10 protein-coding genes are annotated in these 11,484 nt (G+C 71.6%); 5 read left to right on the forward strand and 5 right to left on the reverse strand.

What is annotated here, in order from left to right; translation table 11 throughout:
- The first annotated feature begins 432 nt into the window (after positions 1 to 432).
- Together HNR73_RS19960 and HNR73_RS19965 are read left to right on the forward strand one after the other, a co-directional pair.
- Positions 433 to 4,929, forward strand: coding sequence for a DUF5979 domain-containing protein (locus tag HNR73_RS19960; protein WP_184789043.1), 4,497 nt, complete (start codon positions 433 to 435; stop codon positions 4,927 to 4,929).
- Between the two features lie 99 nt (positions 4,930 to 5,028).
- Entirely contained in the window at positions 5,029 to 6,042 is a 1,014-nt protein-coding gene (locus HNR73_RS19965; protein ID WP_184789044.1) for a WD40 repeat domain-containing protein, read from the forward strand.
- 28 nt (positions 6,043 to 6,070) lie between these two features.
- Here HNR73_RS19965 and HNR73_RS19970 read toward each other — a convergent pair whose 3' ends face one another.
- Positions 6,071 to 6,520: an SRPBCC family protein gene (locus tag HNR73_RS19970; protein ID WP_203686260.1), complete on the reverse strand. Its 450-nt coding sequence runs from the start codon at positions 6,518 to 6,520 to the stop codon at positions 6,071 to 6,073.
- 91 nt (positions 6,521 to 6,611) lie between these two features.
- On the opposite strand from HNR73_RS19970, the gene HNR73_RS19975 reads away from it, so the two are divergent.
- The 3 genes from HNR73_RS19975 (at position 6,612) to HNR73_RS19985 (ending at position 8,281) form a co-directional block, all read left to right on the forward strand.
- Positions 6,612 to 6,995, forward strand: coding sequence for a VOC family protein (locus HNR73_RS19975; protein WP_184789046.1), 384 nt, complete (start codon positions 6,612 to 6,614; stop codon positions 6,993 to 6,995).
- A 111-nt stretch (positions 6,996 to 7,106) separates the two neighbouring features.
- Positions 7,107 to 7,373: a GlsB/YeaQ/YmgE family stress response membrane protein gene (locus tag HNR73_RS19980; protein WP_184789047.1), complete on the forward strand. Its 267-nt coding sequence runs from the start codon at positions 7,107 to 7,109 to the stop codon at positions 7,371 to 7,373.
- Positions 7,374 to 7,726: 353 nt separating this feature from the next.
- The gene (locus HNR73_RS19985) at positions 7,727 to 8,281 is read left to right on the forward strand and encodes a hemerythrin domain-containing protein (RefSeq protein WP_184789048.1); all 555 of its coding nucleotides are present in this window, start codon (positions 7,727 to 7,729) and stop codon (positions 8,279 to 8,281) included.
- A 5-nt stretch (positions 8,282 to 8,286) separates the two neighbouring features.
- On the opposite strand, the gene HNR73_RS19990 is transcribed toward HNR73_RS19985, so the two are convergent.
- The 4 genes from HNR73_RS19990 to sigJ all read right to left on the reverse strand — a co-directional run bounded on the left by HNR73_RS19990 (position 8,287) and on the right by sigJ (position 11,340).
- Positions 8,287 to 8,955: a nucleoside/nucleotide kinase family protein gene (locus tag HNR73_RS19990; protein ID WP_184789049.1), complete on the reverse strand. Its 669-nt coding sequence runs from the start codon at positions 8,953 to 8,955 to the stop codon at positions 8,287 to 8,289.
- 61 nt (positions 8,956 to 9,016) lie between these two features.
- Positions 9,017 to 9,739, reverse strand: a complete 723-nt coding sequence (locus tag HNR73_RS19995; RefSeq protein ID WP_184789050.1) for a VOC family protein — start codon at positions 9,737 to 9,739, stop codon at positions 9,017 to 9,019.
- 41 nt (positions 9,740 to 9,780) lie between these two features.
- Positions 9,781 to 10,443, reverse strand: coding sequence for a nitroreductase (locus tag HNR73_RS20000; protein WP_184789051.1), 663 nt, complete (start codon positions 10,441 to 10,443; stop codon positions 9,781 to 9,783).
- A gap of 9 nt (positions 10,444 to 10,452) precedes the next feature.
- Positions 10,453 to 11,340 (reverse strand): RNA polymerase sigma factor SigJ, encoded by an 888-nt coding sequence (gene sigJ, locus HNR73_RS20005; protein WP_184789052.1) that lies wholly within the window; start codon positions 11,338 to 11,340, stop codon positions 10,453 to 10,455.
- Between the last annotated feature and the right edge of the window lie 144 nt (positions 11,341 to 11,484).

Consider the following 11,484-nt stretch of genomic DNA (forward strand, 5'->3'; position numbering starts at 1 on the left):
GTGAAGGCGCCCGCACCCGCGTCAGCATCGAGTACCGCGAGGTCGCCAGGCCGGTGGTGGAACCGGGGGACACGTACACCGAGCCCGCCCGGGCGCGCCGACGGCCAGATCGTCGCGGGCGTCGGCCGCGCCAAAGCGGTCGCCGTCCTCGTTGCTTCCGGGAACGCCTTCGGTGTCCTGGTGAACAGGGGGTGGCGCTCCCTTAACCGCCACTCCGGCTTCAACCGCGCTCGCCCACCCCAAGCGGAACATTCCGGCGATAAGCGCCGATATTCATCCTAAATCGTGTAAATAGGGAGGGTTAGCCCGAAAATCCGATCGCAGCCGGAGGTCGTCATCAACGCGCCACGTTCTGGAACACGCGGACTCGGTCGGGAGGGTCGCCTCCGGCGATACCTCGGGCTCCTGCTGGCGGTCCTGGTCGCGGCGGGGGTGGCGATCGTTCCGGCGACGCCGGCGTGGGCCGCGGTCGTCGGCATCGCCAAGTCGACGACGGGCGTCCCGGCCGGCGGGGTGGAGCCGGGCGGCACCTTCGACTACGTCATCCGCGTCGACTGCACGTCGCTGGCGGACGACTGCGAGAACGTCACCGTCACCGACACCCTCCCCGAGGAGTTCGACTACGACCTCGTCCCGGGCACCTACACCTGGTCGGGGGGCCCGGACACCGATCCTCCGGGCGGGACGGTCTTCCCCGGCGTCGCGCAGTACACCTACACCTACGACGACTCCACCCGTGAGCTCAGCGTCACGGTCCCGAGTGTCCCGGCCGGTACGTCCGCCTCGGTGCAGATCGGCGCGACGCTCCCGTCGGACACCGAGGTCCCCGACGGCACGGTCGTCCCCAACACCGCCACCGTCACGGCGGACAACGCCCCCTCGGCCAGCGACGACGTCGACGTCCCGGTGAACGTCCCGGTCAACGTCGACGTCACCGCCACCAAGGACTGGCAGGACGGTTCGGCGCTGGCGGCCTCCGGTGAGGCGAGCACGATCACGCTCGGCGTCACCAACGCCTCGACCGGCGCGTCGGACGTCTCCAGCATGACCCTGACCGACCAGACCACCGGCACGCCCGACGGCGACCCGTGGAACTACTTCACCCTCACCGGCTTCGGCGACGTCACCTACCCCGACGGCGCCGACCAGGTCCAGGTCCTCTACTGCACGCTTCCCTATGCGCAGGTCTGCGGTGACGGCGACTGGACGGAGGGCGCGGTCCAGACCGGTTCGCCGCTCCAGCCCGACGCGGGTGTCGACCTGGCCCAGGTGACCGGCGTCCAGTTCGTCTTCTCCAGCTCCACCGGCGGCGAGATCCCCAACGGGGCCTCCGGAAACGTCGCCTTCGAGATGACCCTCCGCGACACCGAGCGCGCCGACGACTCCGTCCCGATCGAGCCCACGACGACGCAGACGGTGACCAACACCGCGACCCCGTCGATCACCGTCCCCGACGGCACCACCGACGGCGATCCGGCGAGCGACACCTTCCAGATCGTGCCGAACATCGCCAAGATCGACGTGCAGAAGCAGTGGTTCGCCGACGCCGACGGCGACTATGTCGCCGACAACCCGCCGTCGGCGCCCGGGCAGCGGCGGTGGCCGGTGTCGGCCGTTGTCGACGCGACCAACAACTCGCCGTTCCCGGTCGAGACGATGACCGTCCGCGAGCCCTCGGTCTCCAACCCGCAGAGCGGCCTGGAGTACATGGACCTCACCCAGCTGCGGCTGGAGTTCCCGGAGGGCGCGGAGACCGCGGCCCTCACCGTCACCTGCGCCGACGGCTCGCTGGTCGAGCTGAACTTCACGGCCCCGCCGACCGAGGTCACCCTCGACCGCCCGGACGACTGGACGTGCCCGGCGGGCGGCCCCGACGACCCGGACATGCAGGTCACGTCCATCGAGGTCGTCTATGCCAGCCCGCCCGGTGAGGCGACGATCGCCATCGGCGCCAAGGCCGGCCTGGACGTCCACGGCACGCTCACCGACAACGCGGTCCCCGGCGACTCGCCGTTCACGAACTGCGCCGACGCGACCGCCGTCAACTCCGGCAACGGCTCGACCTCGGCGACGGCCACGGCCTGCGCCCTGCTGACCGTCGTCGACCGCCTCGGCCCGTCCGGGCCCGGCACCAAAACCGTCAGCCAGCAGGAGCTGCCCGAGGACACGCCGATCGAGTACGACATCAGCTTCACCAACGACTCGGGTCAGTCCCTGTCGGACTTCCACCTGATCGACCCGGCCTCGGCGACCGGCGGACTCACCGACGACAGTCAGCCGTTCGCGTCGGTGCGCATCACCGAGCTGACCGTCGACTGCGGACCGGACGCGACGGTGAACCTGCTCGTCCCGGACGGTTCGGGCGGGTTCACCAGGGTCCCGCAGGACTCGGCGACCGCCGCCGACTACGAGGCGGCCCGCGGGTTCGAGGTCGCCGCGGATCCGCTCGCGGCGGGCCAGACGTGCGACGTGACCGTCGAGGTCATCCGCCGTGACGGTGTCCCGGACGGCGTCGTGATCCCCAACTGCTACATCGTCCTCGCCGGTGGCCAGCCCGCCATCAACGGCGACATCGACGCCTCGACCTCGTGCTCTCCCGACGTGGTCACCAGTCCGCCGAACAGTGCCGCGAGCCTCCAGAAGTTCATCGAGCCCGGCGAGGTCACCACACCGACCGCCGGACTCGATCCGGACCTGGCGACGGTGAAGCTGCGGGTCGCCAACACGGGCAACACGCACCTGAAGTCGCTGACCATCACCGACTTCGACGACGACGGCGCCGGCTCGGACTTCTTCCGCTCCTTCGACTTCGTCGAACTGCAGGGGGTTTCCTTCCCGCCCGGCGCCGACATGGTGCGGGTCGACGTCTGCACGACCGGCTGCGCCGACGGCGACTGGACCCTGGGAACCGCGACCACGTCGGCGACTCCCCCGCTGCCGGGAGGGGTCGCACCCGCCGACATCCAGGGCATCCGGGTGACCTTCACGTCCTCGGATCCCAAGCACAACGGGTACAACCTGACACCGGGGGAGAACTTCCCGACGAGCGGGCCCTGCGTGCAGGCGTCGGTGTGCTTCACCGTGACGCCCCGCGCGACCGACCGCGAGACCGGTGAGAAGGTCCTCGGCACGTACACCGACACCGCTTCCGGGTCCGGGGAGGCGCTCACCGACCTCGGCGGCGGCTTCGCGATCCCGCCCGTCGACGCCGACCTGAGGGTCGTCGAAGGCCGCCCGGCCATCGACGTGAACAAGGCCGTCGTCGGGTCGGCGTCGCTGGCGCCGGGCCAGATCGTGTTCTTCGATCTGACCGTCCGCAACTCCGGCACCGCCGCGCTGCCGGACCTGGAGGTGTCCGATCCGCTGCCCGACCAACTGGAGTTCGACGAGACCGCCGTCAACGGGGGGCCGTACTCGCTGACCTGGACGAACCTGCCCGACGGAACGAGCCCGCCGGTCCCGGAGGAGTTCACCGCCGAGTCGAACGGCGACGGGCGCGTCACGCGGCTGGTGTGGAAGTTCCCAGGACGCTTCGAGGTCGGCAGCGTCCTGGTCATCCGGATCGGCATGAGGATGGCGCCGGGCACACTCGCCGGGGACGTCGTGACCAACGTGATGGGCGCGGGCTCGTCGACGACCGACGACTTCGACTGCTCCGGCGCGCCGCCGGACGGGATCGTCGACGGCGACCCGTTCCTGCCCGGCCGCAACTGCACGTCCCCGGCGAAGGTGACCACGCGGGCCGGGGCGTCGTTCACCGCCCGTAAGTGGGTGGCGGGAAACCCCGAGCTGGGGTTGTACGACGTGAACCGCGAGGAGTACGTCCCGATCGACGATCCGCGGTGCCCGCACCTGACGCGCGACGGCGTCTCCTACACGCGCTACCCGTGCGTCGCCCTGGTCTACCCGGGCGAGAACTTCACGTTCCTCGCGCGGCTGACCAACAGCGGCACCTACCGGGCGGTCGACTCGCGCTTCATCGACGCGCTTCCGGCGCCCGGTGACACCGGCGTGGTCGACCCCGCCGACCGCGGGACCATGTGGGACGTGCCGCCGACGCTGGTGGCACCGCCGGAGGTCGCCGCCCCTTCCGACGGGAGCACCGCCGACACCACGCTCACCTACACCACCGACGACCCGGTCTGCGCCGACGACCTGAACCCGCCGGACTCCTGCCCGGACGGGGCGTGGACGGAGCCGTTCGACGCCGAGGCGACCGGGTTCCAGATGTACGCCGAGTTCACCGCGCCCGGACTCACGCCGGGAGGCTCGGTCGACGTCGTGTGGGAGATGACGTCCCCGGCCGACCTCGCCGAGGCCGCCGACCCGTCGATCGCGTGGAACTCCTTCGGGCACTCCGAGCTGATCGACACGCCCGGGTCGCCGACCCAGCTGGGCGCGGTCGAACCGCAGAAGGTCGGCGTCGGCCTCGTCTTCGGCGGACTGCGCGTCGACAAGAAGGTCGTCGCCGAGCCGGGCGCGACCGTGCCCGGCGGCGAGTACGAGCTCACCTACGAGTGCACGGTGACGCCGGAGACCGGCGACCCCGTCGTGGTCCGCTCGGGCACGGCGACCTTCACGCCAGACGATCCGTGGACGCTCACCGGCGTGCCCGCACACGCCTCATGCGTGATCTACGAGTCCGAGGACCAGGGCGGTGACAGCGACCACGCCAAGGGCGACCCGATCACGATCGTCGTCCCCTGGAACGCCACCGGCGAAGCGGCGACGGCGACGATCACCAACACCTTCCCGCCACCGCCGACGCCACCGACCCCGCCGACTCCGCCCGGTGGCGGTGAGACGCCCGGTCCCGACGACGCGCTGCCGGCGACCGGCGGACGACAGGGAATCGTGATCTACCTGGGAATCGCCGCGCTGCTGCTGGGCGGCGGGCTCGTGGCCCTGGTGCGGAGGCGCCGGGTCTGATCGGGAGTGGAACGTGACAGCGGCCCGCCGTTCCCCGGCGGGCCGCTGTTCGTTGTGGGGCACGTGACCCGTCACAACCGTGTCGTAGGGTCGTCGACCATGGCCTCCCCGACTCTCCTGCTCTCCTCGAAGATCCCGTCCGACTGCGGGATCGACGACTTCGACCTCGTCGCGCACGGCGGGCGCCTCCTCGCCGTCTGCGCCGACTCCGTCAGCAACGTCTACAGCTGGGATCCGGCGGCCGATCGCTGGCGGGAGCATCCGCTGGAGTCGCCTTTCGACGACCCGGACATCGACATCGTCGAGATCGTGGGAATCGCCGCCGTCGAGGCCGACGGGCGGATCGTGGTCGGCGGCGGCGCCGATCACCAGCCGTTCGCCCTGTGGGACCTGGAGACCGGCGCCGTCCGTTCGCACGCGCGGCTCGACCACGCCGGGGTCCGACGGGCTCGTGGTGGCGTCCTCGGCGGGCGTCCGGTGCTCGTCGCGGGGGACGGCAGCGTTCCGCCACGCCTGCGGATCTGGGACGCGCGCGGCGACGACGCCACCGAGCCGCCGGAGTTCCACGCCGGTTTCGAGAGCACCGGCGACGTCGCGATCGGCGAGTACGACGGGAACCCGGTCGTCGTCTGGGGCCAGGGGGACGGGACGGTCACGATGTGGGACGTGGCGAAGGGCGAGGCGAGCCACCTCCCCAGGTGCCCCGTCGGCGTCACGGGCGTCGGTATGGCGACCGTCGACGGTGAGGAGCGCGTCGTCGTCGCCGGCGAGGACCTGGTCGCGCTCGCCGATCCCCATACGGGCGAGTGGTTCGAGCCGGAACCGTCCGAAGAGGACGAGGAGTACGACGAGGACGAGGACGAGTCCGGCATCACCTGCATGGACACCGGCGTCCTCGCGGGCCGGCCGGTCGCCGTGGTCGGCACCGCCGACGGCCGCATCCAACTGTGGGACCTGACGACCCCGCGTCCCATCGGCGAACCCGCGCGGGGGCACGAGGAGGACGTCAACGCCGTCCGCGTCACCGTCCTCGATGGACGGACGGTCGCGATCACCGCCGGCCGCGACGACCACATGCGGGTGTGGGATCTGGCGCCGGTCGTGGACTGGTGACGGGGGCCGAGACGTCCGCGCGTGCGGCTCATTCGCCGCCGACCCGCCCTTCGGCGTACCGCGCCAGTCCCTCGGCCATGCCACGCATGAACTTCCGCAGGTAACCCGGCATGAACCAGGCCAGCCACCAGCTCGTCGCGTACTCGCCGCGCCAGCGGATGACGGTGCCGCCGTCCGTCGTCGGCGTCAGTTCGACGCGGGCTCGGTAGTCGCGCATCGTCGGGTTGAAGGCGTCCTCGTAGGCGAGCAGCCGGTTCTCGACCTTCTCGGTGAGGCGTTCGCCGGTGACGGTGCGGCCCGTGCGGAAGGCGCGGACGGAGCCGACGGGGTCGTCGCCGCCGGGGTCGAGGCCGACGGAGCGGTCGGCGTCGAGGGCGTCCACGGAGGACCAGCCGGGCCAGGTGGTGGCGTCGGCGAGCAGTTTCCAGACTACTTCGGGCGGCGCGCTGGTGGTGGCGGTGACGTCGTATTCGTGCACGAGGGCTCCTCGGGTCGGCGGTCGCCTCGCGACCATCCCGTCGCGGCCGCCGAGTCCGCAAGGCCGCGTGCCGTTCTGGCAAACTCACCCCATGATCGGACGCCTATTCTCCCTCGTCATCGACTGTCCCGACACCTCAGCACTCGCCGGCTTCTACGAGGAGCTGCTGGGCCTGTCACGCGTCGAGGACGGCCCGGACTACGTCGTCTCGGAGAACGCGGCGGGCACCGAGCGGCTGACCTTCCAGCGCGTCGGCGACTTCCAGCCGCCGCGCTGGCGCGACCCCGCCAGGCCCGCGCGGGCGCACCTCGACGTCCAGGTCGACGACCTCGACGTCGCCGAACCGCTCGTCCTCGCCCTCGGCGCGACGCTGCTGGAAGGTTCGGACAAGCCGATCGGCTACCGCGTCTACGCCGACCCCGTTGGGCACCCGTTCTGCCTGGTCACGCCGGAGAGCGTGGTCCTCGGAGGCTGAACCGGCGCCCTCCCGGGCGCGATTCCGCGATCGCGTGTTTCACCGTCTCCCGAAGCGGGCAATCCCATGCTGCGGAACGCCCCTCGTCCGCGCCGAATCAGGAGGCCCGCCATGACCATCGAAGGAATCATCTCCGCCATCATCATCGGTCTGATCATCGGTGCGCTCGGCCGGCTCGTCGTGCCGGGCAAGCAGAACGTCCCGATCTGGCTGACCATCGTCGTCGGTATCGTCGCCGCACTCATCGGTACCGCGATCGCGCGTGGGATCGGCGTCGCCGACACCGACGGCATCGACTGGGTCGAGATCCTCTTCCAGGTCGTGCTCGCGGCCATCGGGGTGGCCGCGGTATCCGCGGTCCGGGGACGTCGCGTCTAGGTACGCCTCACGTAGGGAAGGGGCCCGGCGACGGGCCCCTTCGTCATGCCCGGCGTGGTGCACACGGCTTCCCACCGCCGCGGATGTCTCGTGACGTCTCCACTCGCGACGGGACCCGCGGGCCCTCACCGAGTCGCCATCTATCGGCCGTACCCGGCCGGTTCGCTGATAAACCCGTCCTATCGGCACGTTTAAGCACGTCACCGCGGTGGTATTCAAGATCTGGTGACCCGTCCCGGCGCGCGCGTGAGGCCACGGGACGGCTCAAGAAGCGGGGCTCACCGAGTGTCGCCACCGACAGCGCCCGGCGGTGCAGCCGGGCGTTGTCCACGCCCACCAGGAAGGGAACCGGCATGGATGCCGTCACCGCGATCATGAACGACCACCGCGTCTTCGAACGGTTCTTCGCCGCCCTCCGCGTCGGCGACGGCGATCCCGCCGCGCTCCTCGCCGAGATCGAGGCCCGGCTGCACGCCCACAGCATCGCCGAGGAGGACCACGTCTACCCCGCCCTGGTGCGGGAGGACCCGAGCGAGGTCGGCGACGTCCACCACGGCGTCAAGGAGCACCGCGAGGCCGAGGAGAAGCTCGCCGCGGCGAAGAAGGCGCTCGGGACCGCGGGCTTCGCCGACGCCTGCACCGAGTTCATCCACGCCGTCACGCACCACGTGGAGGAGGAGGAGACCGACATCCTCCCCGCCCTGCGCGACAGCACCCCGAAGGCGAAGCTCGAACAGCTCGGCGCGGCCTTCGAACAGCGACGCCTGGCCGAGCTCGCCGACGCCGGCTACACCGACCCGGACGGCACCCGCGAGAGCCTCTACGAGCAGGCCCGTCAGGCCGACGTGCCCGGCCGCTCCAGCATGAACAAGGATGAGTTGCGCAGGGCCGTCGAAGAGAGCAACTGACGCCTTCAGCCCCGGCGCAGCACGACCGGTGCGCGCGGGTCGGTCATGTCGAGCACGACGTCGGCGTGGTCGGCCGGGCGCGCCTCCGCGCGGTACAGGCGCTGGCCGGGCAGGTAGCGCCGCCGGTACCGCTCCTCGACGACCGCGGCCGAGCCGAAGAGGGCGAGGTCGCGCACGAGCGCCCGGGCGAGGGTCTCATCCTCGCCGACGTGCAGGTAGATCGAGGCGTCCCAGTGTTCGCGCAGTTCGGGTCGCAGCAGGAAGACGCCGTCGAAGAGCACGATCGCCTCGGGCGGCGCCTGTCGCGGGGTGGCCGGGACGACGCTGTCGGCGCGGTGGTCGTAGACGGCGGGGAGGTAGCGGCGGTCGCCGCCGGGCCCGAGCGGGCGCAGGACACCGCCGACGATCACGTCGTGGTCGAAGGAGTCGCGGTAGTAGCCCTCCGCCGACAGCGACCCGCGCCGCCGCCGCACGGCCTCGGGACGGTGGAAGCGGTCGACGCTGAGCCGGATCACCGGCCGCGACGCCGCCAGGTGCGAGACGAGTTCGTCGGCGAGAGTGGTTTTGCCCGCCGCGTCGGGACCGTCGACGGCGACCCGCAGCGGGTGCGGGGTGACGCGGGCGAGCAGGTCGGCGGCGAGGCGGGCGAGGCATGCGTCGCGGGTGGTGGCCACGGGGCGACGATACCGAGGGGCGGGGCCGGCGGACGCCACCGCCGACCCGCGCCGGGCAGGTCTAGGCGTCGGCGTTCGGCGGGTACACGCAGAACTCGTTGCCGTCCGGGTCGGTCATGACCACCCAGTCGACGTCCCCCTGGCCCATGTCGAGCCGCGACGCGCCCAGCGACTCCAGGCGCGCGACCTCGGCGTCGAGGTCGCCGCCGGCGGCCGTGACGAGGTCCCAGTGGAGGCGGTTCTTGGCGGGCTTCTCGGCCACGGGCGGGCCGCCCCAGGCGATCTTCGTGCCGCCCTTCGGCGACTGGATCGCGGTCTCCTCGTTCTCGTCCCAGACCAGCGGCCAGTCGAGGGCCTTGCTCCAGAAGTAGCCGACGGCCTGCGTGCCGTCGGAGGAGAGGGCGCCGATGAAGTCGGTGTCGGCGAGGAAGTTGTTGCCCGCCTCGATCACGCAGAACTCGTTGCCCTCGGGGTCGGCGAGCACGATGTGCCCCTCCTCCGGGAGCTGCCCCACGTCGATGTGGCGGGCGCCGAGGGCGATGGCGCGCTCGACGGTCTCGGCCTGCCGCTCGGGGATGTCGCTGGTCAGGTCGAAGTGCATCTGGTTCAGTTCGGCCTTCACCGTGTCGGTGGGCAGGAAACGCAGCGGGAAACCCGTCTCGGTCCTCGGCAGGACGGTGACGCCGTCGGCCGCGACCTCCCGGCCCAGGACGCCCGCCCAGAAGCGCGCGAGGCCCTGTGGATCGTTGGCGTCGAAGGTCAGGGCGAGCAGCTGAGTCGTCATGCCGGGGACGCTAGGCCGGTGGGGGTGTCCCCGCAACGGAATTAGCCGACGAAACGCACCGTCTCGGCGACGTCGGCGCGGCCGGTGCGCAGCGCGGGCACGTCCTCGTCGGCCTTCCCGACCGACACTCCGCAGTACAGGACGAGCCCGTCTTCGGCGCCGGTGGTCTCGCGCACGGACTCGCGGAACATCGTCCACATGACCTGCGGGCAGCTGTGCAGCCCCTCGGCGCGCAGCAGGAGCATGACCGTCTGGAGGTACATGCCCGCGTCGGCCCACTGGCCGGGGCCCATCGCCTCGTCGAGGTAGCAGAACAGGACGGCCGGGGCGCCGAACGCGCCCGCGTTGAGCGTCGCGATCTTGCGGGGCCGGGCGGGGTCGTCGCGTTCGATGCCGAGGGCGGCGTACCGCTGTGCGGCCGCGGCGGCGAAGCGGTCGCCGTACGGCGAGGGCATGCCCTCGGGGTACATCGGGTACTCGCGGGCGTCGCCGGGGTCGCCCGCCTCGGCCCTGGCCGTGGCGCGCTTCTTCAGGTCGGCGAGAGGTTCGCCGGTCACGACGTACAGGCGCCACGGCTGGAGGTTGCCGCTCGACGGCGCCCGCGCCGCCGTGGCGAGGACCCGTTCGAGGGTCGCGTGCGGTACCGGTTCGCCGCTGAACGCCCGCACGGCCCGGCGGCTGTCGACTGCCTCGTATACGTCCACGTCGTCTTCTTACTCCCCCGCCCAGGCGCGCAGCTTCTCCGGGTTGCGCACGCCCCAGATGTGCCGGATGCGGCCGTCGTCGGTGATGTCGAAGGCCATCACGGTCTCGACGACGCCGTCGCGGGTGGCGACGAGGCCCGGCTGGCCGTTGACGGTGCGTTCGACGACGGTCATCGCCGGCACCGCCTCGGTGATCGCGATCATGTAGTGCGCGACGAGGTCGTGGCCGACGATCGGGTCGATGACGGCGCTGACCACACCGCCGCCGTCGGCGATCGCGGTGACCTCGGGGTCGAGCAGGCCGATGAGGGCCTTGATGTCCTTGGCCTCCCACGCGGCCTTGAAGTCGCGGATCACGTCGGCGCTCCGGGCCGCCGGGGTCGTCGGCGCGGCCTGGGCGGCGCGGATGCGACGGCGGGCGGAGGTCGCGAGCTGGCGGCAGGCGGCGGGCGAGCGGCCGACGATCGTCGCGACTTCGGCGAAGGGGTGGCAGAACACGTCGTGGAGGATGAAGGCGACGCGCTCGGCCGGGGTCATCGACTCCAGGACGACGAGGAAGGCCATGTTGACCGACTCGTCGAGGGTCACCCGGTCGGCGGGGTCGCCGTCGGGATCGGGCAGCGGCTCGGGGATCCACTCGCCGACGTAACGCTCCCGGCGGGAACGGGCCGAGCGCAGCTGGTCGAGGCAGATGCGGCTCGCGACGGTGGTGAGCCACGCCCCCGGCGTGTCGATCGCCGACTGCTGCGCGGGGGTCATCGCGTACCAGCGGGCGTAGGTCTCCTGGACCACGTCCTCGGCGTCGGCGAGGGAGCCGAGGAGCCGGTAGCCGAGGTTGATGAGCTGGCGGCGCTCGGCCATGATCGCGTCGAGGCCCGGGTCCGGAGGGTTGTTCATGGGGTCACCTTCCTGCGGGGGGTGCCGGTACGACGAGACGGGTCGCGGGAATGTGAGGTGGACTCCCAACGTCCCGGACAGAGCATGCTCGCCGCTCGCCTTCCACGCCGGCGTTAGTTCCGGCCGGGGGCTCCGCCCCCCGCA

The organism is Phytomonospora endophytica (assembly GCF_014202425.1).
Taxonomy (GTDB): domain Bacteria; phylum Actinomycetota; class Actinomycetes; order Mycobacteriales; family Micromonosporaceae; genus Phytomonospora; species Phytomonospora endophytica.

Bases quoted from the DNA above. Each gene is read 5' to 3' on its own strand.
- sigJ (WP_184789052.1), bottom strand. From the start codon at position 11,340: ATGAACAACCCTCCGGACCCGGGCCTCGACGCGATCATGGCCGAGCGC.
- HNR73_RS19980 (WP_184789047.1), top strand. From the start codon at position 7,107: ATGACCATCGAAGGAATCATCTCCGCCATCATCATCGGTCTGATCATC.
- HNR73_RS19965 (WP_184789044.1), top strand. From the start codon at position 5,029: ATGGCCTCCCCGACTCTCCTGCTCTCCTCGAAGATCCCGTCCGACTGC.
- HNR73_RS19975 (WP_184789046.1), top strand. From the start codon at position 6,612: ATGATCGGACGCCTATTCTCCCTCGTCATCGACTGTCCCGACACCTCA.
- HNR73_RS19995 (WP_184789050.1), bottom strand. From the start codon at position 9,739: ATGACGACTCAGCTGCTCGCCCTGACCTTCGACGCCAACGATCCACAG.
- HNR73_RS19985 (WP_184789048.1), top strand. From the start codon at position 7,727: ATGGATGCCGTCACCGCGATCATGAACGACCACCGCGTCTTCGAACGG.